A 26,750-nucleotide genomic window follows, 5' to 3' on the forward strand; every position below is an offset into this window, starting at 1 on the left:
GAACAATTCCGCTATCTGTGAAGCAATTCTGGTTTCAGCGCCCTTTTTTCTGGCAGCATTCACACTTCTGTAAGCAACAAATACTACATACATATTCTTTTGTGGCTTGGATCGAAAAAAGGACTCCTCAGATGATTAAGTTTAGCGCAACGCTCCTGGCAACGCTGATTGCGGCAAGCGTTCAGGCAGCGACGGTGGATCTCCGTATTCTGGAAACCACCGATCTGCACAGCAATATGATGGACTTCGATTACTACAAAGATACCCCTACGGAAAAATTCGGACTGGTGCGCACGGCAAGTTTGATCAACGCCGCCCGCGGTGAAGTGAAAAACAGCGTGCTGGTCGATAACGGGGACTTAATTCAGGGCAGTCCGCTCGGCGATTATATGGCGGCGAAGGGGCTGAAAAAAGGCGAGGTCCACCCTGTCTATAAAGCGATGAACACCCTGGATTATGCGGTTGGCAACCTGGGCAACCACGAATTTAACTACGGTCTGAAATACCTGCACGACGCGCTGGCAGGGGCAAAATTCCCGTACGTTAACGCCAATATCATCGACGTTAAGACGCAAAAGCCGCTCTTTACCCCTTATCTGATTAAAGAGACCGAGGTTGTCGACCAGGACGGTAAAAAACAGACGCTGAAAATCGGCTATATCGGTTTTGTGCCGCCGCAGATCATGACGTGGGATAAAGCCAACCTCGACGGGAAAGTGACCGTCAACGACATTACCGAAACCGCGCGCAAATACGTGCCGGAGATGCGGGCGAAAGGCGCGGATGTGGTCGTCGTCGTGGCGCACTCTGGCCTCTCGGCCGACCCGTATCAGGCGATGGCTGAGAACTCCGTGTACTATCTCAGCCAGGTGCCGGGCATGGATGCGATCCTGTTTGGTCACGCCCATGCCGTCTTCCCGGGCAAAGATTTCGCTGATATCAAAGGCGCGGACATCGAAAAAGGGACGCTCAACGGTGTGCCATCGGTGATGCCGGGCATGTGGGGCGACCACCTTGGCGTGGTGGATCTGGTGCTGAATAACGACAGCGGAAGCTGGAAAGTCACGCAGTCGAAAGCGGAAGCGCGTCCGATCTACGACGCAGCGACCAAAAAATCTCTGGCAGGGGAAGATAAAAAGCTGGTCGACGTCCTGAAGCATGACCACGACGCGACGCGTGAATTTGTCAGCAAGCCGATCGGTAAATCGGCTGATAACATGTACAGCTTCCTCGCGCTGGTACAGGATGACCCGACCGTGCAGGTAGTCAACATGGCGCAGAAAGCCTATGCGGAGCACTATATTCAGGGCGATCCGGATCTGGCAAATCTGCCGGTCCTGTCTGCCGCGGCGCCATTCAAAGTGGGCGGACGGAAGAACGATCCCGCCAGCTACGTTGAGGTGGAAAAAGGCCAGCTGACCTTCCGTAATGCCGCCGATCTCTACCTCTATCCCAACACCCTCGTGGTGGTGAAAGCCACCGGGAAAGAGGTGAAGGAGTGGCTGGAGTGCTCTGCCGGACAGTTCAACCAGATCGATCCGCACAGCAGCAAACCGCAGTCGCTGATTAACTGGGACGGTTTCCGCACCTACAACTTCGACGTGATCGACGGCGTGGAATATCAGATTGATGTTACCCAGCCCGCGAAATATGACGGCGAATGTCAGGCCATTAATCCGCAGGCAGAACGCATCAAAAACCTGACCTTCAACGGCAAAGCGATTGATCCGAATGCCACTTTCCTGGTGGTGACCAACAACTACCGCGCCTATGGCGGCAAGTTTGCCGGTACGGGTGACAGCCACATCGCCTTTGCCTCGCCGGATGAGAACCGTTCGGTGCTGGCGGCGTGGATCAGCGCGGAGTCGAAAAAGGCGGGTGAAATTCATCCGGCGGTGGATAACAACTGGCGTCTGGCGCCGATCCACAGCGACACGAAGCTGGATGTTCGCTTTGAGACATCTCCGTCCGATAAAGCAGCCGCGTTTATCAAGGATAAGGCACAATATCCGATGAAAAAGGTCGCGACGGATGATATTGGGTTTGCGATTTATCAGGTGGATTTGAGCAGATAGCGATGATTGTGCCGGGTGGCGGCTTCGCCTTACCCGGCCTACCCGCAATCCTCGATCCCGTAGGCCGGGTAAGCGCAAGCGCCACCCGGCATTTCATGCCGCACGCTCTTCCCGGTTTGCCAGCACCTGCGGCGTATTGACCTCAATCCAGTCGGCCAGCGCGGCCACCTTCTCGCTTACCTCCTGCCCCATCGGCGTCAGGCTATACTCCACATGCGGCGGCACGACCGGATACGACACGCGATCGACAAACCCGTCATGCTCCAGTGCCTGTAAAGACTGAGCCAGCATCTTCTCGCTGACGCCGCCCATCTTGCGGCGCAGATCGCTGAAGCGATGCGTCCCCTGACGTAACGCCACCAGGATCAGCACGCCCCAGCGGCTGGTTACGTGTTTGAGCACCTCCCGTGATGGGCACTGTTCCGCAAAGAGGTTGCCATCGCGCATTTGCTCGCTGAGCGTCGGTATTGTTGTTTTCATACTTACCTTTTTGTACGTACTTACTAAAAGTTAGTTATGGTGATAGTGTGCCACAACACCAGACAAACACGAAGGAGATTCATCATGATCGCGATTACCGGCGCAACCGGCCAGCTTGGCCAACACGTTATTGAAGAACTGCTGAAAACCGTTCCGGCCAGCCAGATCGTGGCTATTGTGCGTAACCCGGCGAAAGCCGAAGCGTTGCGTCAGCAAGGGGTCGTTGTGCGCCAGGCGGATTACACCGATGAAGCCGCATTTACCACCGCGCTGAACGGCGTGGATAAACTGCTGCTCATCTCCTCCAGCGAAGTGGGTCAGCGCGCCGTACAGCACCAGAACGTGATAAACGCCGCCAAAGCCGCCGGGGTGAAATTCATCGCCTATACCAGCCTGCTGCATGCTGACAAATCTCCGCTGGGTCTGCACGTGGAGCACGTCGAAACCGAAAATGCCCTGGCGGCCTCCGGCGTGCCTTACGCCCTGCTGCGCAACGGCTGGTACACCGAAAACTACCTGGCAAGCGCGCCGCCAGCGCTGGAACACGGCGTATTTCTGGGGGCCGCAGGCGAAGGCAAAATTGCCTCTGCGACCCGTGCCGATTACGCGGCGGCGGCAGCGAAAGTGATTTCTGAAGAGGGGCATGCCGGTAAGGTGTATGAACTGGCGGGTGATAATGCCTGGACGCTGAGCGAACTGGCTGCGGAATTGAGCAAGCAGAGCGGTAAGCCGGTAACGTATCAGAACCTCAGCGAAGCCGATTTCGCCGCTACGCTGAAGGGCGTTGGTCTGCCTGCCGGGCTGGCGGAGATGCTGGCGGACTCCGACACCGGCGCGTCCAAAGGCGGCCTGTTCGACGACAGCCGTACCCTGAGCAAACTGATCGGCCGCCCAACCACATCGCTGGCGGAAAGCGTCAAAGCCATCCTGTAGTTGTTAAAAATTGGTTATTTTTTGTGGCATCCCCTCGGGTCATCTCTGATAATGAAGCGATGACCCACAAGGAGGCTCACCGTGCAAGGCGTACCGGAACAGTTCACTGATGAGAGAGACAGCGCGCGCTTTCGCCATCTGGCGCAGCTGCCGGGCCTGGAGCTCTATCACGCCCATATCTCTGACTACGCCTTTGAGCCTCATACTCATGAAGCCTTCGGTATCGGCACCATCGAAACCGGTGCCGAACGCTTCCGCTATCGCGGCACCCAGCATCTTGCCGCGGAAAAATCCGTCGTGACCATGAACCCGGACGAGATCCACACCGGGGAATCCGCCACCGAAGGCGGCTGGCGCTACCGGATGGTCTACATCGAACCCGACCTGCTGGAAGAGGTCACCGGCCTGCGCCACTGGTGGTTTAATGATGTCACGCGCCACGACCCTTTGCGCTCGCAGCTGATTGGCCGGTTAATTTACGGCTTGTGGCACACCAACGATCCGCTGGCGCAGAAGGGGCTGCTACTGGATTTAATTCAGACTTTTCAGCCGCTGGCCCACCATGCGCCGGTGGTGCAGGAGGCCGCGCACCGCTTCGAACGCGTTCGCGACTATCTGCACGACAACTATATGCGCTCGCTGACCCTGGACGAGCTGGCTAACGTTGTCTCGCTCAGCCCGTACCATTTTCAGCGCCAGTTCAAAGCCCATTTCCACGTTACGCCCCACCAGATGCTGATGGCCATCCGGCTGTGGCGCGCAAAAGCATTCCTCACCCACGGCATGCCTGCCGCCGAGGTGGCCGCCGCGACCGGGCTGACCGATCAGTCGCACCTGACCCGCGCCTTCACCCGTCGCTACGGCATCACGCCCGTGCGCTACCAGAAGCAGGTTATGCCGCGCTAATGCGCAACCTCATACAATACGCGCGCGTTTTGCCCTCCTACACTGAGCGCAAAGTGAATCAAGATGGATGGAAAAATGATTAGCGGCGTGTTGTATGCCCTGCTTGCGGGTTTGATGTGGGGGCTGATTTTTGTCGGCCCGCTGATTGTGCCGGAGTACCCGGCAATATTGCAGTCGACCGGACGTTACCTGGCGCTGGGGCTGATTGCCGTGCCGCTGGCGTGGCTGGGGCGCGCGCGTCTGCGTCAGCTGGGCCGCCAGGACTGGCTCACCGCGCTGGCGCTGACCATGATGGGTAATCTGATCTACTACGTCTGTCTGGCGAGCGCCATTCAGCGCACCGGTGCGCCGGTGTCGACCATGATTATCGGCACGCTGCCGGTGGTCATCCCGGTGTTCGCGAACCTGCTTTACAGCCAGCGTGACGGCAAACTGGCGTGGTCAAAAATGGCGCCGGCGCTGGTCTGCATTGCCGTGGGGCTGGTGTGCGTGAATATTGCCGAGCTTCGCCACGGCCTCGAAAACTTCAGCTTGTGGCGTTACGGTTCAGGGATCTTTCTGGCGTTTATTTCGGTTGTCTGTTGGGCCTGGTATGCCCTGCGCAACGCACGCTGGCTGCGGGAAAACCCGGATAAACATCCGATGATGTGGGCGACGGCGCAGGCGCTGGTCACCCTCCCTGTCTCGTTGCTGGGCTATGTGGGCGCGTGTGTCTGGCTGGGTAGCCAGCAACCGGCATTTACCCTGCCCTTCGGACCGCGCCCGTGGGTATTCGTCGGGCTAATGGTCGCCATTGCCGTGCTCTGTTCGTGGGTGGGCGCGCTGTGCTGGAACATTGCCAGCCAGAAGCTGCCGACGGTGATACTGGGGCCGCTGATTGTCTTTGAGACGCTGGCCGGGCTGCTCTATACCTTCCTGATGCGTCAGAGCGTGCCGCCGCTGCTAACGGCCTGCGGGATCGCGCTGCTGGTCGTTGGGGTGGTGATTGCGGTGAGAGCGAAGCCGGAAAAACCGATGGTCGTTCCGGCGTCGGAGGGGTGATTTCTGCCGGGTGGCGCTGACGCTTACCCGGCCTACAAAATAACGCCTCGTAGGCCCGGTAAGGCGTAGCCGCCACCGGGCAAGCCTTTAGAACGTCTCCCAGTTCGCTTCAGACGCCGTTGCTACGGGCTGCGCCTTAGGCGCGTAAGCCTTCACGGGCGCGGCTTTAACCGCCTGGTTGCGGGTGATCTTAAACACCGCCACCGCGTCGTTCAGGCGTGCTGCCTGATCTTCCAGCGCCGCCGCTGCCGCCGCAGACTCTTCCACCAGCGAGGCGTTCTGCTGGGTGACGCGATCCATCTCCGCCACCGCCTGACCCACCTGGTCGATACCGCGGCTCTGTTCGTCGGAGGCCGACGCAATCTCACCCATGATGTCCGTTACGCGCGTAACCGCATTGACGATCTCCGCCATCGTCGCGCCCGCTTCATTTACCAGCTGAGAACCCGCGTTGACGCGTTCGCCGGAATCATCGATCAGCGCTTTGATCTCTTTCGCCGCCTGCGCGCTGCGCTGCGCAAGGGTACGCACCTCACCCGCGACAACCGCGAAGCCACGTCCCTGCTCGCCCGCGCGCGCCGCTTCTACCGCCGCGTTCAGCGCCAGGATATTGGTCTGGAAGGCAATGCCGTCGATCACGTTAGTAATTTGCGCGATTTTGCTGGAACTGGTGGCGATTTCATCCATGGTGCGCACAACGCCCTCGACCACGTTACCGCCCTTCTTCGCGGTGGAAGAGGCGTCCAGCGCCAGACGCGACGCCTGACGCGCGTTATCGGCGTTTTGCTTCACGGTGGCGGTTAACTGTTCCATGCTGGCTGCCGTCTCTTCCAGAGAAGCGGCCTGTTGCTCGGTACGAGAGGAGAGATCGTTGCTGCCTGCCGAGATTTCACCCGCGCCGGTGTAGATGGTATCTGCGCCTTCACGCACCACGCCCACCGTGTTGGCCAGCGCAGTCTGCATCTCCTGAACGTTGCGCGCCAGGATCGCCATTTCATTTTTACCCTCAGCCTGAATCGGCTGGGTTAAATCCCCTGCGGCAATGGCGCGGATATGGTTGATCACCTCTTCCAGCGGCAGCAGCAGCACGCGGCGCATCGCAATCCAGCTGGAAATAATCACCGCGATCACCAGCAGCATCACCGCAGAAAGGATCCACAGAATGCGTTTGTAGTCGCTTTCATTGTCCTGGATACCTTTGGCGGTCAGCGCGGCCTGCGCCTCACGCCACTCGCGATAAACCTTTTGCATCGCGGTCTGCTTCTGTTCGGCATTTTGTTTGAACATATCTTCCAGATTGCCCTGCCCCAGCAGAACGTTCATTTGCGTCAGCGTGGCGGAGTAGACGCGGTACTGCTCTTCCAGACGATCGGCCAGGTGCTCGTCCATACCCGGCGTTTCCGGCAGCGCGTAGTATTTATCGTAATGGGTCTGGGCATCGGCCAGCAGGTTTTTCGCGGTATTGACCAGCTCGTTCAGTTGCCCGCCGTTAATCTGCGACGCCATGCTGCTTTGCAGGCGCAGCATGCCGCGGTTGAGGGTGACGCGCGCCTGGTTCAGGCTGATCCAGGCGTCGGTAAACTCCGCGACGTTCTGGCTGGAAAGCTGAGAAACGGTGAAGTTCTCTTTATCGTTATTGAGCGCATTGATGAAAATGCCAGCGGAGATCAGTTGCATGATGCCGAGCACAAGCAGCACCGAAATCAAAAGAGTAATGACTTTTATACGTTTAAACATGCGTTGCCTTTTTTATATACAGGTATTGTCTGACCTGTATCTATCGGCACGTGCGGCAGGTTGTTTACTGTTTCTCCACCTTTAAAAACTTTCGAAAGCCCTTTTCTGCATTCAATCAGCAAGTTAAAAGCACGCTTTTTTTGTGATCCCCTTCTCATTTTCACCCTTGCCTCTAAAGGGTTATAGCATCCATTTAAAGATGCATTTAAAATGCATCTTATATTCCTGATGATGAGGTAACTGCTATGGCCTTCCGCGACCAACCCTTAGGCGAGCTGGCGCTCTCCATCCCTCGCGCTTCTGCGCTGTTCCGTAAATACGATATGGATTACTGCTGCGGTGGTAAGCAAACGCTGGCGCGCGCAGCGTCGCGTAAAGAGCTGGATGTGGAGGCTATCGAAGCGGAGCTGGCTCAGCTGGCTGAACAGCCCGTCGACAAAGACTGGCGCACCGCGCCGCTGGCTGAAATCATCGACCACATCATTGTGCGTTACCACGACCGTCACCGCGAGCAGCTGCCGGAGCTGATTTTACAGGCGACCAAAGTTGAACGCGTTCATGCCGATAAACCTTCCGTACCGCGCGGCCTGGCGAAATACCTGACCATGCTGCACGAAGAACTTTCCAGCCACATGATGAAAGAGGAGCAGATCCTCTTCCCGATGATCAAACAGGGCATGGGCAGCCAGGCCATGGGGCCCATCAGCGTGATGGAAAGCGAACATGATGACGCCGGCGAACTGCTGGAAGTGATCAAACACACCACCGACAACGTCACACCGCCGCCAGAAGCGTGCACCACCTGGAAAGCCATGTACAACGGCATTAACGAGATGATCGACGATCTGATGGAACACATCAGTCTTGAGAATAACGTTCTGTTCCCGCGTGCATTATCGGGTAAATAAAAAAGCCCGGTGGCGCTAGCGCTTACCGGGCCTACAACATCCGCGAACGTAGGCCGGGTAAGCGTCAGCGCCACCCGGCAACATGCTTAGCGCATGCCCGCCATACGTTTCTTACCGATAAACAACCAGCCCAGCCCCAGCGCGATAAACCACAGCGGCGTGACGATCAGCGCCTGTCGGGTATCTTCTTCCAGCGTCAGCAGCACCAGCACGAAGACGAAGAATGCCATGCACACCCAGCACATCAGCTTGCCCAGCGGCATCTTGTAGATCGACTTTTCATGCAGGTGTGGACGCTGTTTGCGGTACACCAGGTACGAGCAGAGGATGATGGTCCAGACGAACATGAACAGGATCGCCGACACCGTGGTGATCATGGTGAACGCGCCGATTACGCTCGGGTTGACGTAGAGCATCACCACACCGCCCAGCAGACAGATGCAGGAGAAGGTCAGCCCTTTCGCCGGTACCGCGCGTTTAGACAGTTTGGCAAACGCGCTCGGAGCAACGCCCTCCTGCGCCAGACCGAACAGCATACGGCTGGTGGAGAAGACGCCGCTGTTCGCGGAAGAGGCCGCAGAGGTCAGCACCACGAAGTTAATCAGGCTCGCGGCAGCAGGCAGCCCCACCAGCACGAACAGCTCGACGAACGGGCTCTTGGTTGGCACCACCGAGCTCCATGGCGTCACGGACATAATGACGATCAGCGCGAACACGTAGAACATGATGATACGCAGCGGAATGGAGTTGATCGCGCGCGGCAGGGATTTCTCCGGATCTTTGGTTTCCGCCGCCGTGGTGCCCACCAGCTCAATCCCGACAAACGCGAACACTGCAATCTGGAAGCCGGCAAAGAAGCCGCTGATCCCTTTCGGGAACCAGCCGCCGTCATTCCACAGATGGGCAAACGACGCCTGTACGCCGGTTGGCGACTGGAAGTGCGTCAGCACCATCACCAGCCCGACGACAATCAGCGCGATGATGGCGACGATTTTGATCATCGCGAACCAGAACTCCATCTCACCGAACATTTTAACGGTGGCGAGGTTCAGGCTCAGCAGCAGAACAATCACCGCCAGCGAGGCCACCCAGTCCGACAGGCCGGGGAACCAGAATTGGGCGTAGGCCGTAATAGCGACAACATCCGCCATGCCGGTAACCACCCAGCAGAACCAGTAGGTCCAGCCGGTAAAATAGCCCGCCCACGGGCCGAGCAGGTCTGACGCGAAGTCGCTGAAGGATTTGTATTCGAGATTCGAGAGCAGCAATTCACCCATTGCACGCATCACGAAAAAGAGCATAAAACCGATGATCATATAAACGAAGATGATCGACGGGCCGGCAAGACTGATGGTTTTGCCCGAGCCCATAAACAGCCCGGTGCCGATGGCTCCGCCAATGGCAATAAGCTGAATGTGACGGTTCGTGAGATTTCGCCGTAGCGACTGTTCAGACGTCGCCTCTTCTGCGGCGGCGACTTTGACCTGATCTACCATGTGATATTTTCCTGTTTATGCCTGTCTGTGTTGTTAAGGCTCTTCTGGCCTTTATTTACGCCAAATAAATGACGGCCCCTGTGTAAGGACTAATCGATAGTAGGTAAGAATCGGCGGGATGAATACTATGATTTGAATATTATGTTAATAATATGTTGAAAGTGAGTGTCATATCACTCATACAGCGCGAAACAGCTCACAAAAATACACGTAACAGTTTCGTTTGCAATACAAAATGTTGATTCCGTCGTAACTCCGGGTTTTATCGCTATTTTCCTCTCCCCGATCGGAGAGAGGAAAATAAGAAAAACCGATTACAGGATTTCCAGCAGCTCGACTTCAAACACCAGGGTGCTGAATGGCGGAATGGAAGCGCCAGCGCCACGCTCGCCGTAAGCCAGGTTGTGCGGGATAGTCAGTTCCCATTTGGAACCTACTGGCATCAGGGTCAGGGCTTCGATCCAGCCTGCGATAACGCCGTTAACCGGGAATTCAGCCGGTTCGCCACGCGCGACGGAGCTGTCGAACACGGTACCGTCGATCAGCTTACCGGTGTAGTGTACGCGAACGTGGTCGGTGCGCGCCGGGATTGCGCCATCACCCTGATTGATTACGCGGAACTGCAAGCCGGACTCGGTGCTGTTCACGCCTTCACGCTCACGGTTCTCTTCCAGATATTTCACGCCTTCTGCCGCCATCTCTTCGAAACGCGCGCGACGTACGGCGTCAGCACGTTCGTGGATTTCACGCAGCGCACGGTGCACAACGTCAACCGGCACAGCGGGCTGCTTGCCTTCCAGCGCGTCAGCGATACCCGCCACCAGCGCTTCCGGTAACAGACCTTCCAGGCCGGATTCGCTCAGCTGCTGTCCTACCTGCAAGCCGATGCCGTAGCTTGCCTGCGCTTCGATAGTGTCAAAAGTCGGGGTGGTCATGGGTTTTCCTTCCATCACATTTAAAGTAGCGGGCAGCATATCAGCCATGCCCTTATGGGTAAAACTTTGTCTTAAGTAAAGGTGACAAACTGCGACGAAACGGAAACAATAGTAGCCGTCAGGATTTTCCCTAATATATGTCACGAAAGCTGGCTTTGTTACGCCCATCAGGCAGTTAGCAAACTACACTTCTCAGGACAGGATAAAAAGACGCGGAGCAGGAGGAGAGCCATGCCCGGGCGATTTGAACTGAAACCTACCCTGGCGAAAATCTGGCATGCGCCGGATAACTTTCGCATCATGGACCCGCTGCCGCCTTTGCACCGCAGAGGCATTATCATCGGCGCGTTGCTGATCGTCATCGGCTTCCTGCTTCCTTCCGGCAGTGACAACGTTGATACCGCGCCGGTCAGCCGGAATGCTGAGCTCGATATCCAGTCGCAAAGCCAGCCGCAGCCTGATTCACAGCCGATGCAGACGCAGCTGGTCACACCGTCTAACGATCCGGGCCAGGTTGCGCCGGTTGAGCCTGAACCGGTTCAGGAAGATCAGGAGCAGGCCGCCGCCCCTTCAGAGCCACAGGCGCAACAGCCCACCGGCATTGAGCAGCAGTGGCGTTCGTATCGCGTAGAGCCAGGGAAAACCCTTGCCCAGCTGTTCCGCGACCACAATCTGCCAGCAACGGATGTGTATGCCATGGCGCAAGTCGAGGGGGCAGGCAAGCCGCTCAGCAACCTGCAAAATGGTCAGATGGTGCAGATCCGCCAGAACGCCAGCGGCGTGGTGACCGGGTTAACGATCGATACCGGAAACGGGCAGCAGGTACTGTTTACCCGCCAGCCGGACGGCAGTTTTATCAGAGCACGTTAATGGTCCAGGCCGGGTGAGGCGAAGCCGCCGCCCGGCACTTTTGTTCTCAGGCACGCCGTTTATTCACCCACCCGATCCCCGAGCAGACCAGCACCAGCGCAATCGCGTATTTGATGTCCAGAATGTTTTCGCCGAGGAAGATGGCGGAGAGCACCGTTCCTGCTACAGGAATGACAAAGTTGAACGGGGCAATCATACTCACGCGGTTCACTTTCAGCAGCGCGCTCCACAGGGCGAACGCCACGGATGAGAGCAGCGTCAGATACCCCAGCACGGCGACGGCTTTCATGCTGTGCACCTCCAGCGTCCCGCCCGTGGCATAGCCTCCCGCAACCAGTGCCGCCCCGCCAATCCCCAGCTGCCAGCCAGTCATCACCGTCGGGTCAACGGTCTGGGAAATGCGTTTCCCGTAAAGCGTGGCCGCAGAGAGAATAAAGGCCGCCAGCACCACAAATCCGTCACCTTTCCAGACAAACTGGAAATCGCTTAACCCGCTGTGGAAGTTCACCAGCATCACCCCGGCAAAGCCCAGAACACAGCCCAGCGTTTTGTTATAGCTGAGTTTGTCGTTGTGGTAGATAAAGTGTGCCAGCAGCACGCTGAAGAAGGTCCCGGTGGCATTCATGATGGAGCCGTTCACCCCGGTCGTGTAGGCCAGGCCGATATAAAAGAAGGTGTACTGGAGGGAGGTCTGGGTCAGTCCGAGGAGCGTGAGCTGGCCAAACTGCGTGGGCGTGAGCCTGCCAATCGGCTTTCGCTGGGCCAGGGCAAAAAGCAGCAGCAACGCACCGGCAAAAAGAAAACGGTATCCGGCAAAAACGACTTTGGAGGGGATATCGTCGGTCGCGATCTGAAAGAGTTCGTAGCCACTTTTAATGGCCGGGTACGAGCTTCCCCAAAGCAGACAGCAGAGCGTGGCGCAGGCATAGGCCACATGTCGACGGGCAAAGACGGGCGTGGGCAGAGCGGTATCCATGACAAATCTCATAAATAAAATTGCGTTTCAATTTATTATCAGAGAATGCGTCAGGAATAGCGACCTTACAAGAGCAAAAGATGACGTAGGGTCATGCTAAAAAGCAAAACGCCGGCACAAGGCCGGCGCTTCGACGTGAGCAGAGTAAAAAATTACTCAGCTACTACGTTAACAACCAGTTTAGCGAACACTTCGCTGTGAACCTGGAAGTCAACTTCGTGCTCACCAGTGGTACGCAGAACGCCGTTCGGCAGACGAACTTCGCTCTTAGCCACTTTAACGCCTGCCGCAGTAACTGCATCAGCGATATCGCGGGTACCGATGGAACCGAACAGTTTACCTTCGTCGCCAGCTTTAGACGCGATAGTAACGGTGCCCAGTGCGTTGATTGCTTCAGCGCGAGCGTTAGCAGCCGCCAGAACGTCAGCCAGTTTGGCTTCCAGTTCAGCACGACGTGCTTCGAAAAACTCTACGTTTTTCTTAGTAGCTGGAACAGCTTTACCCTGTGGAACCAGGAAGTTACGAGCGTAACCCGCTTTAACGTTTACCTGATCACCCAGGCTGCCCAGGTTTGCTACTTTATCAAGCAGAATAACTTGCATTACCTTATCCTCTTAAAGTCGTATTAATGGACCGTGCCCGATTACTGATGACGATCAGTGTACGGCAGCAGAGACAGGTAGCGAGCGCGTTTGATAGCGCGAGCCAGCTGACGCTGATATTTTGCACGAGTACCGGTGATACGGCTTGGGACAATCTTACCGCTTTCGGTGATGTAGTTTTTCAGCGTTGCGATATCTTTATAGTCGATCTCTTGAACGCCTTCCGCGGTGAAACGGCAGAACTTGCGACGACGGAAATAACGTGCCATATGGCTAGTCTCCAGAATCTATCAAATCAATCTGCTCGGCATGCAGAACCATTTTGCTCAGACCGTTCTTTGCCTTGTGGCAAGAAATGAACCCCTGAACGATTACTGCGCTACCGACCGTTAAACTGTGAGTAATGGCCTGGTTTTCGTGTCCGCTAATAATCACGGGCATTTGGCACCACGCCTGCCGGTGAAACCCGGCTTCCTCTTGCACAGAACGATGCTCAAGCACGAACTGGCAATGCGGAATTCCTGATGGGCTGACCTTTCGAAGGGGGGTCCTGCACACGGTGCCGGACAACACCAGACGGTTGGTCATCAGAAATTACTCTTCAGAATCCCCAGCATCAGAATCATCTGCGGTTTCGTTTGCGAAATCATCGCGACGCTCACGGCGCTCGTCTTTCGCTTTAACCATCGGAGATGCTTCGGTCACTGCGTGTTTGGTACGCATAACCATGCTGCGGATAACGGCATCGTTGAAGCGGAAGGTAGTTTCCAGCTCATCGATCACTTCCTGCGGAGCTTCAACGTTCATCAGAACGTAGTGTGCTTTGTGCAGTTTGTTGATCGGGTAAGCCAGCTGACGGCGGCCCCAGTCTTCCAGACGGTGGATCGTGCCTTCTGCACCAGTGATGGCAGCAGAGTAACGCTCGATCATGCCCGGAACCTGTTCGCTCTGGTCAGGGTGGACCATAAAAACGATTTCGTAATGACGCATCGAATTGCTCCTTACGGATTATTCAGCCTCCTGTCTGGGTCAGCCGAGGCCCGGGGAGGCAAGGAACGTGTTAAAGGTCGGCTGAAAAATTGACGCGTCATAATACTTGCGCCCCCCAGGAAACTCAAGCTGATTGCACAAATAATTCGCACAAAGGGTAAAGCTGTTCTAAGTGGGTGATTTAAAATCGCACTCATCAGAAGCGCTGTTTTTTTGAACAACACCATCAGAAATGGTCACCCATCGCTACCCGAGTAGCGATTACACTTTAATCAGAAACCCTGAACAGAGAAGGAGAGCATTACCCCGTATCACAGCACGTAGTCGTGGAGCGCATATCATGAAAAGAATCGCAATCGCCATTTTGGCTGCGCTTTTGCTCAGTGCAAACGCGATGGCAGCCATCAGAATAGACAGCCAACAGGCCAGAAACATGGATGATGTGCAGAGCTTAGGCGTTATTTACATCAATCATAACTTCGCCACTGAAAGTGAAGCAGATCAGGCGCTTAATGAAGAAACCGATGCGCAGGGCGCAAAATACTATCACGTCATGCTGACACGTGAGCCCAGCAGCAACGGTAATATGCACGCCAGTGCAGATATTTACCAGTAACGCTTTATTGCCAGCACCAGGAAAGCCAACGAAAATCAAAGCCATATATGATTTGCCCCCTGCCCGGGGGCTTTTTTTTATGAATGGCTCCGGAATACCACCGGTTACAACTGTTTCGGTATTCCAGAGCACTTATTCACTTCTGCCCGTAATAAGCATTCGGGCCGTGCTTACGCATGAAATGCTTGTTCATCAGGTAATCGTCAATGCCCTGAAGCTGTGGGTTAATGCCGCGCGCAATCCACGCCATTCGAGCCACCTCTTCCATCACCACCGCGTTATGCACGGCGTCATGCGCATCTTTACCCCAGGAGAACGGACCATGCTGGTACACCACAATACCCGGCGTATGCAGTGGTTCCGTCTCACCCAGCGTTTCGATAATGACCCTGCCGGTGTTAAGTTCGTACTCGCCTTCGACCTCAGCCTGCGTTAACGCTCGCGTGCAGGGAATATCGCCGAAGAAGTAATCTGCGTGCGTCGTACCCAAAGCAGGGATCGCCAGCCCGGCCTGTGCCCAGGCGGTGGCGTGCGTGGAATGGGTATGCACAACGCCCCCCAGGGACGGGTAACGCTGGTACAGCGCCAGATGGGTTGCCGTATCAGAAGAAGGTCGCCATTTGCCTTCAACGACGCGTCCCTCCAGGTCAACCACTACCATATCGTCCACTTTCATGGCGTCATAGGCCACGCCGCTCGGCTTAATGACCACCAGCCCCTGCTCGCGATCGATGGCGCTTACGTTGCCCCAGGTAAACGTCACCAGTCCATAGCGCGGCAGATCCATATTGGCTTCAAAGACCTGCTGTTTCAGCTTAAGCATGTTCCGCCTCCATCAGCCCTGCCCGCGCCATGCGCTCGCGCACCCAGTCCCGGGCTTTCGCCACTTCTGCCGCCGGGTCGTCCGCGGTTTCGCTCCACATCTCAATCAGGTAAGGCCCGCAATAACCTGTCTGTTTGAGCGTCTGGAAGCACCGTTCGAAGTCCACCACCCCGGTACCGAACGGTACGTTTTTGAACACGCCAGGACGGGTATCTTTTACGTGTACCGCCACGATATGCCCGATGCCCGCCTGAAGCTCCATCTGTACGTCGTTATCCCATGCCGACAGGTTGCCGATATCCGGATAAAGCTGGAACCACGGGTTATTCAGATAGTGCGCGTAGCCCAGCGCCTTGCTGATGGAGTTCATCAACGGATAATCCATGATCTCCATCGCCAGCGTCACCTGCGCACGGCTTGCCATCTCAACGCTCTCTTTCAGGCCGTCACGGAAACGACGGCGCGTTTCATCGTTGGCTTCCTGATAGTAAACATCGTAACCCGCCAGTTGGATCACGCGGATGCCGACATCCTGTGCAAAGCGAATGGCTTTACGCATGATCTCCAGCCCTTCGGCGCGTACGGCATCATCTTCGCTGCCAAGCGGAAAACGACGATGAGCGCTCAGGCACATGGATGGCACGCGCACGCCGGTTTCGGCAATGGCGCTCACCAGCGCCAGACGCTGGTCGCGGCTCCAGTCCAGGCGAGCAAGACGCTCGTCCGTCTCATCCACCGACATTTCGACAAAATCGAAACCCAGCTGCTTCGCCAGCTGTAACCGCTCCAGCCAGCACTCCCCCGCAGGGAGTGCCTTTTCATAGATGCCAAGCGGGACCTGTTTTGACAACATACCCGCTCCTTAACCCCAAAGCTGAGCGATTGAGCGTTTAAACTGACGCGCAGCTTCCACCGGAGATTCCGCATCGCGAATGCTACGACCGGCAATAAAGACGTGAATTGGAATCCCCTTGAACAGAGGCAGATCTTCCAGCGCCAGGCCACCGGTGACGGTCACTTTGAAGCCCATATCGGCCAGACGTTTGATCGCGCTGATATCGGCTTCGCCCCACGCCACGCCTGCGGCCTGCGCATCACGGCTGCGGTGATAAACCACCTGCTGGATACCCGCTTCGCGCCACTCCTGCGCCTGCTCCCAGGTCCAGAAACCGGTCAGTTCAATCTGCACGTCGCCGTTGAACTCTTTCGCCACGTCCAGCGCGCCTTTCGCGGTGTTGATATCCGCACAGCAGATCACGGTGACCCAGTCGGCGTTGGCTTCAAAGCACATGCGAGAGAGGATTTTGCCCGCGTCGGCGATTTTGGCATCCGCCAGCACGATTTTATGCGGATAGAGCGCCTTCAGGTCACGAACCGCACGAACTCCTTCGCCCACGCACAGAATGGTGCCGACTTCGATGATGTCCACCTCTTCCGCAATCAGACGGGTGGTTTCGTAAGCGTGAGACAGAGTCTGGTTATCCAGCGCGACCTGCAACATTGGTAATGACATTTTCAATTCCTCTTAAACGGCCGCCGCAGTGGCGTTATCAATTAAATCCAGCACGTCCTGCGCGGTACGGCAGGCGCGTAAACGGTCAAAATTAGCTTCATCATCAAACAGGTTGACGATCTGCATGATGCCCACCTCCTGGTGGGTGTTGGCATCGACAGCCGCCATAGTGATCAGAATGTCGACCGGGTCGTTATCTTCATGGTTGAACACCAGCGGGGTTTTCAGCGTCACCAGCGCAAAACCGGTTTTCTTGACACCCTCTTCCGGGCGGCCGTGCGGCATTGCCAGCCCCGGGGCAATCACAAAATAGGGACCGTGCTGCGCCACGCCATCCAGGATGGCCTGGTAATAACGCGGCTCGACAACGTCCGCCTTAACCAGCAGATCCACGCTCAGCTTCACCGCTTCCTGCCAGGTGCTGGCTTCGGCCTGTAAAAGGATGGAGTTATTCTCTGCCAGCGAATCACGTAGTTTCATGTGGCGTCCTCACTTCACGTCTTGTGGGAAGTGTTCTTTGATCACTTCCAGCAGTTTTGGCCCAAAATCCGCAGGCGACAGCATGTTGCGTACGCCTACCACATATTTGTTCCCCGAGACGCTAATCTCACCGGCAATGTGCGTTGAGGCGATGATGATGTCCGCGCCGTTCAGTTCACTTTTGTATTCACCCACTGCGCAGCTGTTCACCGTGTGGTCAATGTTTGACTGGGTTAAAAACTGATCCACTTTCATTTTCATGATCATGGAGCTTCCTTGCCCATTGCCACACACAGCCAGGATACGTACGGTCATAATCGAAACTCCTTAGTGAGCAGAAACTTCTGCTGTTTGTTTTTCCGCATCTTCTTCAGCTTGCAGCGAACGGCCAGCGAAGAACATATAAGTCAGTGCAATCAGGATGATGACGGCCATAAAGACCAGCCCGACGGAGGCAAAGCCCTGCATCATCGGCGGCGCCAGAATTGACCAGTCCGCCATGCCCATCCAGGCGCTCATGCCGGTGAGCTTGACCGCCCACACGCATCCGAAGATTTCAACCATGCCCATCACCAGACAGATTTTGAGCGCTGCGCGCCAGCCGCCGAAGTGGTTAGCGAACACGCCGATGGTGGCGTTGGAGAAGAACATCGGGATAAAGCCAGGAATAATCAGGATTGAGGAGCCGCAGCCCACCAGGATGCCGACCGCAATCAGCTGGCCGATGGTGCCCCACATAAAGCCCCAGACGACGGCGTTTGGCGCAAAGCTATAGATAGCCGCACAGTCAATCGCCAGCACCGCGCCAGGGATCAGGCGCTGGGAGATGCCGTTAAACGCTTCCGACAGTTCGGCGACGAACATACGCACGCCCTGGGTGATGATGAAAATGGCCACGGCGAAGGAGAAACCGGTTTGCAGGATATAGACCGTCCAGTGGGTTTTACCCGCCATCGCCTGCACCACGTCAATGCCAAAGGAGAGCAGGATGGCACCAAAGAAGATGGTCATCACAATCGCCGTGGAGACGATGTTGTCGTGGAAGATATTCAGCCAGCCAGGCAATTTGAGATCTTCAACACTCTCCTCTTTTTTGCCCAGGTACGGCGCGACTTTGTAAGCGATCCAGGAGGCAAACTGCTGCTGGTGACCGATGGAGAAGCCACAGCCGTCCGTAACGTCCTGCGTTGGCTTATACATCATGTTGGAGGTGATGCCCCAGTAAAGCGAGACCAGCACTGCCGTACAGATGACCGTGGTCCACATTGGGTAGCCGAAGATATAGAGAGAAACGGCAATCAGCCCCGCCTGCTGGAACATGATGTGCCCGGTGAGCATGATGGTGCGAATACCGGTAATACGGCGCAGGAGCACGTAAATGATGTTCAGCGCCAGCGCGAGCAGTACCGCATACCCAACCCAGCTGTACGCATCTCCCATGCGATCGATGGTGGCCATCATGGACGCGTAAGTGTCAGAGATGGCGCCGTTAATGCCGTATACCTCTGACATTTTGGCAACAACCGGCTTAAACGTGCTGGTCAGAATGCCAGACCCCGCCTGCAACAGCATAAAACCAATGATGGTTTTGATGGTGCCTTTGATAATCACGCTGACGCTTTTGCGCAGCAGGATGTACCCCAGGCACGTCACGATACCCAGCAACAGCGGGGCGTTGGTCATTACCTGATTAAAGAAAACGGTAAAGACGTTGTAGAGGATCTCCATAACTCTCTCCAGAAAATGAGAACACGAGGGGCAATCCCTGTGTGGTTGGTGTCATCACTCTATTAATCACAAATAATCATCACAAGATTGCATTTGATTATTTGTGACGGATCACGCAATTTATTTCCATGGTGTTAGTAATGATTTTCACTACCGATACAGCTCAACGAATAAATTCTTAAATTTCAATACATTAATCATTTGTAGCGGTTATCTTAACAACGTCATGATGTTTTTTCTGTGATGTGGAGAGGGGAATTTTCCGCAAATCAGCCATTGCAAATCGATTCAAACAGTGCCAGCATTAATCACAACAAGTCACAGTATGATTACTTTTGATTAAAACCAGGAGTCAAACGATGAGTAAAGTGAAAACCATCACCCGTGAATCATGGATTCTGAGTACCTTTCCGGAGTGGGGTAGCTGGCTGAACGAAGAGATCGAGCAGGAACAGGTTGCTCCTGGCACATTTGCGATGTGGTGGCTGGGCTGCACCGGGATCTGGCTGAAATCAGAAGGCGGCGCCAACATTTGTGTCGATTTCTGGTGCGGCACCGGCAAACAGAGCCACGGCAATCCACTGATGAAAAAAGGCCACCAGATGCAGCGTATGGCCGGCGTTGAAAAGCTCCAGCCGAACCTGCGCACCACGCCTTTTGTGCTGGATCCTTTTGCCATTCGCCAGATCGACGCCGTTCTCTCTACCCACGATCACAACGATCATATCGACGTGAACGTGGCGGCAGCGGTAATGCAAAACTGCGCGGACGACGTACCGTTTATCGGGCCGCAGACCTGCGTGGATTTGTGGATTGGCTGGGGCGTGCCAAAAGAGCGCTGCATCGTGATGAAGCCGGGCGACGTGGTGAAAATCAAAGACATTGAGATTCACGCGCTGGATGCCTTTGACCGCACCGCGCTGATCACCCTGCCTGCCGATCAGAAAGCCGCAGGCGTACTGCCAGACGGGATGGATGAGCGCGCGGTGAACTACCTGTTCAAAACGCCTGGCGGTTCCCTGTATCACAGCGGTGACTCCCACTACTCCAACTATTACGCGAAGCACGGTAACGAGCACCAGATTGACGTGGCGCTTGGCTCTTACGGTGAAAACCCGCGCGGGATCACCGACAAAATGACCAGCGCGGACATGCTGCGTATGGCCGAAGCGCTGAACACCAAAGTGGTGATCCCGTTCCACCATGATATCTGGTCAAACTTCCAGGCCGATCCGCAAGAGATCCGCGTCCTGTGGGAGATGAAAAAAGACCGCCTCAAGTATGGCTTCAAGCCGTTCATCTGGCAGGTTGGCGGCAAGTTCACCTGGCCGCTGGATAAAGACAATCTTGAGTACCACTACCCGCGTGGTTTCGATGATTGCTTTACGATTGAACCAGACCTGCCGTTCAAGTCCTTCCTCTGATACCGAGGCCCAATCGCCAGACCCTGCGTCTGGCGATGTCATTTTTATTTTAGTAATTTCACGCTATTTCAAATATCATCTTTTCAAATCAATTCTTATCGGAATAGCTCATGACGGAAGCGCAACGGCATCAAATTTTACTGGAACTCCTGGCGCAAACAGGGTTTATCACCGTCGAGAAAGTGATCGAACGTTTAGGGATCTCCCCCGCTACCGCGCGGCGGGACATCAACAAGCTGGATGAGAGCGGCAAGCTGAAAAAAGTCCGCAACGGCGCAGAGGCCATCAGCCAGCAGCGTCCACGCTGGACGCCGATGAACATCCACCAGGCGCAGAATCACGATGAAAAGGTGCGGATTGCCAGAGCGGCGTCACAGCTGGTGAATCCTGGGGAGAGCGTGGTGATCAACTGTGGTTCGACGGCGTTTCTGCTGGGCCGTGAGATGTGCGGCAAGCCGGTGCAAATCATTACCAACTATCTGCCGCTGGCCAACTATCTCATCGACCAGGAACATGAAAGCGTGGTGATCATGGGCGGCCAGTATAACAAGAGCCAGTCCATCACCCTGAGCCCACAGGACAGTGAAAACAGCCTCTACGCCGGGCACTGGATGTTTACCAGCGGCAAAGGTCTGACGGCGGATGGCCTGTATAAAACCGATATGCTCACCGCAATGGCAGAGCAGAACATGCTTAACGTGGTGGGCAAGCTGGTGGTGCTGGTCGACAGCAGCAAGGTCGGTGAACGCGCTGGCATGCTTTTCAGCCGCGCCGAGCAAATCAGCATGGTGATCACCGGCAAAAACGCCAACCCCGAGATCCTCAGCAAGCTCGAGGATCAGGGTGTCACAGTGCTGCGCGTTTAAAGGTGCTGACGTAAGAATTCCACGGTTGACTCCAGCGCGGCCGGGGTAATACGGTGCCGGACACCTGCTCCCCACAGGCAGGTCAGATTGCTGTCCAGCCCTTCGCGCTGTAGCGCCTGTTGCAGGCGGAACGTTTCACCGGGCGGTACGACGTCATCGGCATCCCCATGCCACAGCAGCAGCGGACGATCGGCCAGCTGTGAAAGCGCATGGCTGACGTCCCATTCAGACAACAGGGTCTCAATCTCCTGAGGGGCCTGCGGCGGGAACAGCGTCTTTGCCAGTGATGTAAAATAGCCCGATCCCATCAGGCAAGCCACGGACGTCACCTCCGGATGCCTGGCCATGATCCCCAGCGCCGTCATTCCGCCCATTGATGCGCCTGCGACCGCCAGCCGTTTCCCCTCCACCAGCCCGGCCTGCAAGAGCGCGTCACGCAGCCCGGCGAACTCGGTCAGATTGCCGTGCAGCGTTTGCCAGAACAGCCCCAGCCGCGCCTGCTCATCGCCCGTAAAGCGTGCCCCATGATTCGGCGCATCAGGCATGACCACCCGGAAACCGGCCTGCGCCAGCGCGACGGCAAAATAGCTGTAGACCAGCTTCGAGGAGAGAAAGCCATGATAGAAAACTACCGTCGGCAGCGGCTGTTCACCTTTACCAGCCGGAAAAGCATGGATGATTTCATGCTCACTCAGCTGGCGAGTTTCAATTTCAATCATTGTCGATCCTGTGCTGATGAATGATTCATAATGTTGAGAGCTGGATTACGGTTTCACGATATTTTCATTCGAAATCTACGTCCCAGATAACACTTCGGGAACATTCCCCCAAAACTAAATTCGCAGACAACTACACTATGGCTATCAGGAAAAGAGACAGGTTTATGCGCAGGCTTACGGCTTTATTGCTGGTCTCGCTGCTCAGCGGATGTTCCGTATTGCAGGGTACGCCAGAACCGGCGCCGCCGGTTACCGATCATCCTCAGGAAATTCGTCGTAATCAGACGGAAGGATTACAACGCCTGGGTACCGTATCCGCGATGGTTCGTGGTTCCCCGGATGATGCAGAAGACGCAATTGAAGCACAGGCCGTTGCCGCAAAAGCAGATTATTACGTCATCACGATGATTGATGAAACCATTATTACGGGACAGTGGTACGCCCAAGGAATTTTATACCGTAAGTAAGCATCATCATTTGAACGACTTTTACACTGCTTTGCGTCCGTAGACATTTTCCTGTCCACAATAAACTCCATGCCAGCAACAATGGAAATGAGTTTATTCGCGAAGGATTGCCCGGCGGATACCGGAGACACGTGAAAAGGAGCTGACGATGAAACGAACCCTTGCTTTAACGACGCTATTGCTTTCAGCGGGCCTGCTGAGCACCACGGCGCAGTCGGCCGAATTTGCCAGCGCGGATTGCGTCACGGGCCTGAACGAGATTGGTCAGATCTCCGTCAATAATATCACGGGGAGTCCGCAAGACGTTGAACGTGTCGTCGCCCTGAAGGCCGATGAACAGGGCGCATCCTGGTATCGCATCGTCCAGATGCAGGAAGATCACCATGTTAATCACTGGCGCGTGCAGGCCATTCTTTATGCATAATCCCTTCCGATAAAAGCCACTTAATTTTAGTGGCTTTTCACTTTTGCAAATTTTTTATCTCTCCCGAAACCTAACGAAAACAAACATGTAACATTCAGTTACATTAAACAGGTAAACGTTATCTCTGCTCTGCCGTTGAACAGCCATCACTTTTCAATAATGAGCAATTTATGATCACCTTTTTCCGCCGGGCAGGTCTGGGCACGAAGCTATCGCTGCTAACAGGTGCAAGTGTCGCCACGCTTTTTTTGCTGTTCACTTTTCTGTTGAGCCACAACGCCAGCCAGCAGCTTGAAGATCTTGCGGTTGAAGACCTGCACAACCAGTCCACCGGCATGGTGGATATGGTTGAGATGTTCAACACCAGCCTGAGCGAAGAGGTTGAAAGCTATACCCGTCTGTTCACGACCTTTTTGCCACAGCCGCTGAACAGCGACAGCAGCCAGAGCCGGACCATAAATGGGCTTACCGTTCCTCTGCTGAAAGGCGGCGAAACGGAGTTGCATGAAAACAATACGCTTTCTGATGACTTCCTGAGCCGAACGGGAGCCATCTCGACGCTATTTGTCCGCAGCGGTAACGATTTTATCCGCGTGGCCACGTCGCTGCGCAAAGAGAATGGCGACCGCGCCATCGGAACCGTTCTTGATACCACCAGCCCGGCATTTGCGGCTGTCACCAAAGGGGAGGTCTATCGCGGCCTCGCGCTGCTGTTCGGCAAGCGCTATATCACGCAGTACCAGCCTGTTAAAAATGCGGAAGGCCAGGTTATCGGGATTATCTTTGTCGGCGTGGACATCACCCATTCGTGGAACGTCATGCGCGAGAAAATCCTTAACCGTCGTCTGGGCGAGAGCGGTCACTTCTTTGTACTGGATCGCAGCAGCGGCAAAACGCGCGGACAGTATCTGTTCCATGCCAGCGAAGAGGGCAAACTGCCCAACTGGGACACGGCGACACAGCAACAGCTTCTGAGCGATAAAGCCGGCACGCTGGAACGCGTGAGCGCGGATGGCCGTACGCTCAAAGTCGCCTACACGCCGCTGCCGGGCTGGAACTGGACCATCGTGGGTGAAGTGGATAAAGCCGTACTGCTTTCAAGCGTCACCACGCTGCGCGATCGCTTCCTGATGGCGGGCGTGGTGCTATCCGCGCTCTTCGCGGGCCTGTTCGTTATCCTCATTCGCCGGATGCTAACCCGCCCACTGCGCGCAGTGATCGCGCTTGCACGGCAGTATGCCGCAGGCGATCTGCGCGCCAGCCTGCCGGTAACCCGCCAGGATGAAGTCGGCCAGCTGATTGATGCCATCAACGGGATCGGGGGCGGCCTGCAAAAAATTGTGTTGCAGGTCCGCGAGGCCGCAAGCGAAATCCATCTGGGGACTAACGCGCTGGCTTCAGATACCGGTGAGATCTCTGAACAGATCAACAAACAGGCCAGCAGCGTTGAGGAGACCTCCGCCAGCATGGAGCAATTAGCCGCCACCGTGCAGCAAAATGCCGCCAACATGGAGCAAACGCAGCAGCTGGTGGGTGAAACCTCGCGCGCGGTGCATCAGGGTGGAGAGACGGTGACCCACGCAGTTTCCACCATGGATGATATTCGTGATGCATCGAAACGCATTGAAGACATCACCCGCGTGATTGAGTCCATCGCTTTCCAGACCAATATCCTGGCGCTCAATGCGGCGGTTGAAGCGGCGCGAGCGGGCGAGCACGGGAAAGGTTTCGCAGTGGTGGCGCAAGAGGTGCGCGCCCTGGCCGCACGCAGCGCCAACGCGGTAAAAGAGATTGAACAACTGATTGGCGACACGCTGAACAAGGTGAGCGAAGGCCATGCGCTTTCTGAGCAAACGCGTCTGGCGATGGATGCCATCATTGTTCATATCGATAACATCAGCCAGCTTGTCACCGAGATCAACCACGCCTCCCGCGAGCAGTCTGCGGGGATTGGTCAGGTGAATCTGGCGATGACGCACATCGGTGAGGCATCGCACATCAATGCCGATCGCATCTCACGCAGCGAGCAGACGGCACAGACGCTGCGCGAGAAGGGTTCCCATCTCACCCGTCTGGTGAGCCTGTTCCAGCTAAAGGCTTAACCGACCCGGCCCGTGGCGCGCAGCAGCAGGTCGTTTTGCACCTGTTCGCTCATCAGCGTACCGCCACGGGCATCCAGCATCATGCGGCACCACGCCTGCGCCACGGGCGGCGATGCGTGCCGCAGCATCTGACTTCCAGCGCCCAGTAAAAAGAGCTGCTGCGCGATCTCCCTCCCCTGCGCCTCCTGCGGTTTACGCAGCTTCTGCTGTAACTGCCGCCAGCTGCGATCGAAGTGTCTGTCCTGTCCTTTGACCTGGGCAAATTCATCGGCAAGCAGGTCGTGGATCCCTGGCTGCTTCGCCAGCACGCGCAGCACGTCCAGGCACATGATATTTCCCGATCCTTCCCAGATGCTGTTCACCGGCATCTCGCGATACAGGCGGGGAAGCTCACTCTCCTCGCAGTACCCGATGCCGCCCAGCGCCTCCATCGCCTCCGCCACAAAGGGAATGCCCGCTTTGCACACGCTGAATTTTGCGGCCGGGGTAAACAGCCTTGCCCACGCAGCCTCCTGCGGGTCGGTGCGGTTATCCCACGCCCGGGCGAGTCGGAACAGCAGTGCCGTGTGTCCCTCCAGCACCAGCGCCATACGGCTTAGCACGTCGCGCATTAACGGCTGGTCGATCAGATTTTTGCCGAAGGTCTGCCGCTGATGGGCATGATAAAGCGCCACCGAGAGCGCACGGCGCATCAGTCCGTGGCTGCCAAGCGCACAGTCAAAGCGCGTCAGCCCGCCCATCTTCAGAATTTGCCGGACGCCTTCCCCCTCTTCGCCCAGCAGCCAGCCGGAAGCATCAAGAAACTCAGCCTCACTGCTGGCATTTGATCGGTTGCCGAGCTTGTCCTTCAGACGCTCAAGGCGCACGGCATTGCGTTGCCCGTCGGGTAAGAAACGCGGGACAAAAAAGCAGGAAAGCCCGCCCTTCGCCTGCGCCAGCACCAGATGCGCATCGCTCTGCGGCACGGAGAAAAACCATTTGTGCCCCACCAGCCGGTAACTGCCATCGCTGCATTTCTCTGCCCTGGTGGTATTGCTGAGTACGTCCGAACCGCCCTGCTTTTCCGTCATCCCCATGCCGATCAGCAGGCCGCGCTTTTGCGCCCCCGGTGCGAGATGGGGATCGTAGCGATCGCTCATCAGCGGCGTTAACCAGTCGTGAAACGGTTTGGGCAGCGACTGTAGCAACAGCGGCGTGGCCGCAAAGGTCATGGTCACCGGGCATAGCGTTCCCGCCTCCACCTGAGCATGAAGCACAAAACGCGCGGCCCGGGCGACGAACGATCCTTTCCGCGCCTCCTCCTCCCACGCCAGGTTGTGCACCCGGTTGGCGCAAAGCCCCTGCATCAGAAGATGCCATGCCGGATGAAAGCGGACGTCGTCCAGCCGCTCTCCCGTGGCGTCATAACGCAGCAGCTCCGGCGGATTAACGTTCGCCAGCCTGCCCAGCTCCAGCGACTCCGCTGTACCCAACTGCTGTCCGATGCTGGCAAGAAGATCCACATCCCACTCAGCCCCTTCGCGCGTTACCGCATCGCGCAGGGCGCAATCAGAGAGAAAAAGGTTGCTGTTCGATAGCGGTGCAGGTTGATTAAAAACGGTATGTGTCTGCCAGTGCATGCTGTCTCCCTCCTTTCATT

29 protein-coding genes are annotated in these 26,750 nt (G+C 56.1%); 12 read left to right on the top strand and 17 right to left on the bottom strand.

Features of this window, described 5'->3' with window-relative positions:
* Window positions 1-131: 131 nt before the first annotated feature.
* Window positions 132-2,075, top strand: coding sequence for a bifunctional 2',3'-cyclic-nucleotide 2'-phosphodiesterase/3'-nucleotidase (locus tag RHN82_RS07015; RefSeq protein ID WP_047052608.1), 1,944 nt, complete (start codon window positions 132-134; stop codon window positions 2,073-2,075).
* Between the two features lie 93 nt (window positions 2,076-2,168).
* Here RHN82_RS07015 and RHN82_RS07020 read toward each other — a convergent pair whose 3' ends face one another.
* Window positions 2,169-2,555 (bottom strand): helix-turn-helix domain-containing protein, encoded by a 387-nt coding sequence (locus tag RHN82_RS07020; protein ID WP_047052609.1) that lies wholly within the window; start codon window positions 2,553-2,555, stop codon window positions 2,169-2,171.
* An 84-nt stretch (window positions 2,556-2,639) separates the two neighbouring features.
* Between RHN82_RS07020 and RHN82_RS07025 the strand changes: the two genes are divergently transcribed.
* The 3 genes from RHN82_RS07025 (at window position 2,640) to RHN82_RS07035 (ending at window position 5,435) form a co-directional block, all read left to right on the top strand.
* Window positions 2,640-3,488, top strand: a complete 849-nt coding sequence (locus tag RHN82_RS07025; protein WP_047052610.1) for an SDR family oxidoreductase — start codon at window positions 2,640-2,642, stop codon at window positions 3,486-3,488.
* A gap of 81 nt (window positions 3,489-3,569) precedes the next feature.
* Window positions 3,570-4,394, top strand: coding sequence for an AraC family transcriptional regulator (locus RHN82_RS07030; protein ID WP_047052611.1), 825 nt, complete (start codon window positions 3,570-3,572; stop codon window positions 4,392-4,394).
* A gap of 75 nt (window positions 4,395-4,469) precedes the next feature.
* Complete coding sequence (locus tag RHN82_RS07035) at window positions 4,470-5,435, top strand: DMT family transporter (RefSeq protein ID WP_017383939.1); 966 nt, start codon at window positions 4,470-4,472, stop codon at window positions 5,433-5,435.
* A gap of 87 nt (window positions 5,436-5,522) precedes the next feature.
* On the opposite strand, the gene RHN82_RS07040 is transcribed toward RHN82_RS07035, so the two are convergent.
* Entirely contained in the window at window positions 5,523-7,172 is a 1,650-nt protein-coding gene (locus RHN82_RS07040; RefSeq protein WP_023315271.1) for a methyl-accepting chemotaxis protein, read from the bottom strand.
* 245 nt (window positions 7,173-7,417) lie between these two features.
* Between RHN82_RS07040 and ytfE the strand changes: the two genes are divergently transcribed.
* Window positions 7,418-8,080, top strand: a complete 663-nt coding sequence (ytfE, locus tag RHN82_RS07045; RefSeq protein ID WP_017383941.1) for an iron-sulfur cluster repair protein YtfE — start codon at window positions 7,418-7,420, stop codon at window positions 8,078-8,080.
* Between the two features lie 86 nt (window positions 8,081-8,166).
* Here ytfE and cycA read toward each other — a convergent pair whose 3' ends face one another.
* Entirely contained in the window at window positions 8,167-9,576 is a 1,410-nt protein-coding gene (gene cycA, locus RHN82_RS07050; RefSeq protein ID WP_045336773.1) for a D-serine/D-alanine/glycine transporter, read from the bottom strand.
* Between the two features lie 314 nt (window positions 9,577-9,890).
* A complete protein-coding gene (fklB, locus tag RHN82_RS07055; protein WP_008502892.1) occupies window positions 9,891-10,511 on the bottom strand; it encodes an FKBP-type peptidyl-prolyl cis-trans isomerase in 621 nt (206 codons plus the stop codon).
* A 231-nt stretch (window positions 10,512-10,742) separates the two neighbouring features.
* On the opposite strand from fklB, the gene RHN82_RS07060 reads away from it, so the two are divergent.
* Window positions 10,743-11,381: an OapA family protein gene (locus RHN82_RS07060; protein ID WP_015572481.1), complete on the top strand. Its 639-nt coding sequence runs from the start codon at window positions 10,743-10,745 to the stop codon at window positions 11,379-11,381.
* 46 nt (window positions 11,382-11,427) lie between these two features.
* On the opposite strand, the gene RHN82_RS07065 is transcribed toward RHN82_RS07060, so the two are convergent.
* The 5 genes from RHN82_RS07065 to rpsF all read right to left on the bottom strand — a co-directional run bounded on the left by RHN82_RS07065 (window position 11,428) and on the right by rpsF (window position 13,949).
* Window positions 11,428-12,357: a DMT family transporter gene (locus RHN82_RS07065; RefSeq protein WP_047052612.1), complete on the bottom strand. Its 930-nt coding sequence runs from the start codon at window positions 12,355-12,357 to the stop codon at window positions 11,428-11,430.
* 152 nt (window positions 12,358-12,509) lie between these two features.
* Window positions 12,510-12,959, bottom strand: a complete 450-nt coding sequence (gene rplI, locus RHN82_RS07070) for a 50S ribosomal protein L9 (protein WP_003856039.1) — start codon at window positions 12,957-12,959, stop codon at window positions 12,510-12,512.
* Between the two features lie 41 nt (window positions 12,960-13,000).
* Entirely contained in the window at window positions 13,001-13,228 is a 228-nt protein-coding gene (gene rpsR, locus RHN82_RS07075) for a 30S ribosomal protein S18 (RefSeq protein ID WP_000135199.1), read from the bottom strand.
* A 4-nt stretch (window positions 13,229-13,232) separates the two neighbouring features.
* Window positions 13,233-13,547, bottom strand: coding sequence for a primosomal replication protein N (gene priB / locus RHN82_RS07080; RefSeq protein ID WP_003856035.1), 315 nt, complete (start codon window positions 13,545-13,547; stop codon window positions 13,233-13,235).
* A gap of 6 nt (window positions 13,548-13,553) precedes the next feature.
* Window positions 13,554-13,949: a 30S ribosomal protein S6 gene (gene rpsF / locus RHN82_RS07085; RefSeq protein WP_003856034.1), complete on the bottom strand. Its 396-nt coding sequence runs from the start codon at window positions 13,947-13,949 to the stop codon at window positions 13,554-13,556.
* A gap of 340 nt (window positions 13,950-14,289) precedes the next feature.
* On the opposite strand from rpsF, the gene yjfY reads away from it, so the two are divergent.
* Window positions 14,290-14,565, top strand: coding sequence for a DUF1471 family protein YjfY (yjfY, locus tag RHN82_RS07090; protein WP_047052613.1), 276 nt, complete (start codon window positions 14,290-14,292; stop codon window positions 14,563-14,565).
* Window positions 14,566-14,701: 136 nt separating this feature from the next.
* On the opposite strand, the gene RHN82_RS07095 is transcribed toward yjfY, so the two are convergent.
* From RHN82_RS07095 to ulaA, 6 genes are read right to left on the bottom strand one after another with little or no spacing between them, the layout of a single operon-like run.
* Entirely contained in the window at window positions 14,702-15,388 is a 687-nt protein-coding gene (locus RHN82_RS07095) for an L-ribulose-5-phosphate 4-epimerase (protein ID WP_047052614.1), read from the bottom strand.
* Window positions 15,381-16,241 carry an L-ribulose-5-phosphate 3-epimerase gene (locus tag RHN82_RS07100; RefSeq protein ID WP_047052615.1) on the bottom strand — a complete coding sequence of 287 codons (861 nt, stop codon included), beginning with the start codon at window positions 16,239-16,241 and terminating at the stop codon, window positions 15,381-15,383. Before RHN82_RS07100 ends, RHN82_RS07095 begins: the two co-directional genes overlap by 8 nt.
* Window positions 16,242-16,250: 9 nt before the next feature.
* Window positions 16,251-16,901: a 3-keto-L-gulonate-6-phosphate decarboxylase UlaD gene (gene ulaD, locus RHN82_RS07105; RefSeq protein WP_003856025.1), complete on the bottom strand. Its 651-nt coding sequence runs from the start codon at window positions 16,899-16,901 to the stop codon at window positions 16,251-16,253.
* Window positions 16,902-16,913: 12 nt separating this feature from the next.
* A complete protein-coding gene (gene ulaC, locus RHN82_RS07110) occupies window positions 16,914-17,381 on the bottom strand; it encodes a PTS ascorbate transporter subunit IIA (protein ID WP_003856024.1) in 468 nt (155 codons plus the stop codon).
* 9 nt (window positions 17,382-17,390) lie between these two features.
* Entirely contained in the window at window positions 17,391-17,696 is a 306-nt protein-coding gene (gene ulaB / locus RHN82_RS07115; protein WP_003856022.1) for a PTS ascorbate transporter subunit IIB, read from the bottom strand.
* Between the two features lie 12 nt (window positions 17,697-17,708).
* Window positions 17,709-19,109, bottom strand: a complete 1,401-nt coding sequence (gene ulaA / locus RHN82_RS07120; RefSeq protein ID WP_047052616.1) for a PTS ascorbate transporter subunit IIC — start codon at window positions 19,107-19,109, stop codon at window positions 17,709-17,711.
* A gap of 359 nt (window positions 19,110-19,468) precedes the next feature.
* Here ulaA and ulaG point away from each other — a divergent pair, with 359 nt between their 5' ends.
* A complete protein-coding gene (ulaG, locus tag RHN82_RS07125; protein ID WP_006810379.1) occupies window positions 19,469-20,533 on the top strand; it encodes an L-ascorbate 6-phosphate lactonase in 1,065 nt (354 codons plus the stop codon).
* 110 nt (window positions 20,534-20,643) lie between these two features.
* A complete protein-coding gene (gene ulaR / locus RHN82_RS07130; protein ID WP_003856014.1) occupies window positions 20,644-21,399 on the top strand; it encodes an HTH-type transcriptional regulator UlaR in 756 nt (251 codons plus the stop codon).
* On the opposite strand, the gene yjfP is transcribed toward ulaR, so the two are convergent.
* Window positions 21,396-22,118, bottom strand: a complete 723-nt coding sequence (gene yjfP, locus RHN82_RS07135; RefSeq protein WP_047052617.1) for an esterase — start codon at window positions 22,116-22,118, stop codon at window positions 21,396-21,398. The two genes, ulaR and yjfP, sit on opposite strands and share 4 nt — an antisense overlap.
* Before the next feature lie 137 nt (window positions 22,119-22,255).
* On the opposite strand from yjfP, the gene bsmA reads away from it, so the two are divergent.
* The 3 genes from bsmA (at window position 22,256) to RHN82_RS07150 (ending at window position 25,111) form a co-directional block, all read left to right on the top strand.
* The gene (gene bsmA, locus RHN82_RS07140; RefSeq protein WP_003856011.1) at window positions 22,256-22,585 is read left to right on the top strand and encodes a biofilm peroxide resistance protein BsmA; all 330 of its coding nucleotides are present in this window, start codon (window positions 22,256-22,258) and stop codon (window positions 22,583-22,585) included.
* A 148-nt stretch (window positions 22,586-22,733) separates the two neighbouring features.
* On the top strand, window positions 22,734-23,009 hold the full coding sequence (gene yjfN / locus RHN82_RS07145; RefSeq protein WP_003856009.1) for a DUF1471 family protease activator YjfN: 276 nt from the start codon (window positions 22,734-22,736) through the stop codon (window positions 23,007-23,009).
* A 170-nt stretch (window positions 23,010-23,179) separates the two neighbouring features.
* On the top strand, window positions 23,180-25,111 hold the full coding sequence (locus RHN82_RS07150; protein WP_047052618.1) for a methyl-accepting chemotaxis protein: 1,932 nt from the start codon (window positions 23,180-23,182) through the stop codon (window positions 25,109-25,111).
* On the opposite strand, the gene RHN82_RS07155 is transcribed toward RHN82_RS07150, so the two are convergent.
* The gene (locus tag RHN82_RS07155) at window positions 25,108-26,730 is read right to left on the bottom strand and encodes an isovaleryl-CoA dehydrogenase (protein ID WP_047052619.1); all 1,623 of its coding nucleotides are present in this window, start codon (window positions 26,728-26,730) and stop codon (window positions 25,108-25,110) included. The genes RHN82_RS07150 and RHN82_RS07155 overlap by 4 nt on opposite strands.
* Window positions 26,731-26,750 lie beyond the last annotated feature (20 nt).

This window comes from Enterobacter cloacae complex sp. EB5, assembly GCF_031432835.1.
GTDB classification, from domain to species: domain Bacteria; phylum Pseudomonadota; class Gammaproteobacteria; order Enterobacterales; family Enterobacteriaceae; genus Enterobacter; species Enterobacter hormaechei_C.

Excerpts from the sequence above, each read along its gene's own strand:
- RHN82_RS07015 (WP_047052608.1), top strand. The coding sequence starts at position 132 with ATGATTAAGTTTAGCGCAACGCTCCTGGCAACGCTGATTGCGGCAAGC.
- RHN82_RS07020 (WP_047052609.1), bottom strand. The coding sequence starts at position 2,555 with ATGAAAACAACAATACCGACGCTCAGCGAGCAAATGCGCGATGGCAAC.
- RHN82_RS07025 (WP_047052610.1), top strand. The coding sequence starts at position 2,640 with ATGATCGCGATTACCGGCGCAACCGGCCAGCTTGGCCAACACGTTATT.
- RHN82_RS07035 (WP_017383939.1), top strand. The coding sequence starts at position 4,470 with ATGATTAGCGGCGTGTTGTATGCCCTGCTTGCGGGTTTGATGTGGGGG.
- RHN82_RS07040 (WP_023315271.1), bottom strand. The coding sequence starts at position 7,172 with ATGTTTAAACGTATAAAAGTCATTACTCTTTTGATTTCGGTGCTGCTT.
- ytfE (WP_017383941.1), top strand. The coding sequence starts at position 7,418 with ATGGCCTTCCGCGACCAACCCTTAGGCGAGCTGGCGCTCTCCATCCCT.
- cycA (WP_045336773.1), bottom strand. The coding sequence starts at position 9,576 with ATGGTAGATCAGGTCAAAGTCGCCGCCGCAGAAGAGGCGACGTCTGAA.
- fklB (WP_008502892.1), bottom strand. The coding sequence starts at position 10,511 with ATGACCACCCCGACTTTTGACACTATCGAAGCGCAGGCAAGCTACGGC.
- RHN82_RS07060 (WP_015572481.1), top strand. The coding sequence starts at position 10,743 with ATGCCCGGGCGATTTGAACTGAAACCTACCCTGGCGAAAATCTGGCAT.
- RHN82_RS07065 (WP_047052612.1), bottom strand. The coding sequence starts at position 12,357 with ATGGATACCGCTCTGCCCACGCCCGTCTTTGCCCGTCGACATGTGGCC.
- rplI (WP_003856039.1), bottom strand. The coding sequence starts at position 12,959 with ATGCAAGTTATTCTGCTTGATAAAGTAGCAAACCTGGGCAGCCTGGGT.
- rpsR (WP_000135199.1), bottom strand. The coding sequence starts at position 13,228 with ATGGCACGTTATTTCCGTCGTCGCAAGTTCTGCCGTTTCACCGCGGAA.
- priB (WP_003856035.1), bottom strand. The coding sequence starts at position 13,547 with ATGACCAACCGTCTGGTGTTGTCCGGCACCGTGTGCAGGACCCCCCTT.
- rpsF (WP_003856034.1), bottom strand. The coding sequence starts at position 13,949 with ATGCGTCATTACGAAATCGTTTTTATGGTCCACCCTGACCAGAGCGAA.
- yjfY (WP_047052613.1), top strand. The coding sequence starts at position 14,290 with ATGAAAAGAATCGCAATCGCCATTTTGGCTGCGCTTTTGCTCAGTGCA.
- RHN82_RS07095 (WP_047052614.1), bottom strand. The coding sequence starts at position 15,388 with ATGCTTAAGCTGAAACAGCAGGTCTTTGAAGCCAATATGGATCTGCCG.
- RHN82_RS07100 (WP_047052615.1), bottom strand. The coding sequence starts at position 16,241 with ATGTTGTCAAAACAGGTCCCGCTTGGCATCTATGAAAAGGCACTCCCT.
- ulaD (WP_003856025.1), bottom strand. The coding sequence starts at position 16,901 with ATGTCATTACCAATGTTGCAGGTCGCGCTGGATAACCAGACTCTGTCT.
- ulaC (WP_003856024.1), bottom strand. The coding sequence starts at position 17,381 with ATGAAACTACGTGATTCGCTGGCAGAGAATAACTCCATCCTTTTACAG.
- ulaB (WP_003856022.1), bottom strand. The coding sequence starts at position 17,696 with ATGACCGTACGTATCCTGGCTGTGTGTGGCAATGGGCAAGGAAGCTCC.
- ulaA (WP_047052616.1), bottom strand. The coding sequence starts at position 19,109 with ATGGAGATCCTCTACAACGTCTTTACCGTTTTCTTTAATCAGGTAATG.
- ulaG (WP_006810379.1), top strand. The coding sequence starts at position 19,469 with ATGAGTAAAGTGAAAACCATCACCCGTGAATCATGGATTCTGAGTACC.
- ulaR (WP_003856014.1), top strand. The coding sequence starts at position 20,644 with ATGACGGAAGCGCAACGGCATCAAATTTTACTGGAACTCCTGGCGCAA.
- yjfP (WP_047052617.1), bottom strand. The coding sequence starts at position 22,118 with ATGATTGAAATTGAAACTCGCCAGCTGAGTGAGCATGAAATCATCCAT.
- bsmA (WP_003856011.1), top strand. The coding sequence starts at position 22,256 with ATGGCTATCAGGAAAAGAGACAGGTTTATGCGCAGGCTTACGGCTTTA.
- yjfN (WP_003856009.1), top strand. The coding sequence starts at position 22,734 with ATGAAACGAACCCTTGCTTTAACGACGCTATTGCTTTCAGCGGGCCTG.
- RHN82_RS07150 (WP_047052618.1), top strand. The coding sequence starts at position 23,180 with ATGATCACCTTTTTCCGCCGGGCAGGTCTGGGCACGAAGCTATCGCTG.
- RHN82_RS07155 (WP_047052619.1), bottom strand. The coding sequence starts at position 26,730 with ATGCACTGGCAGACACATACCGTTTTTAATCAACCTGCACCGCTATCG.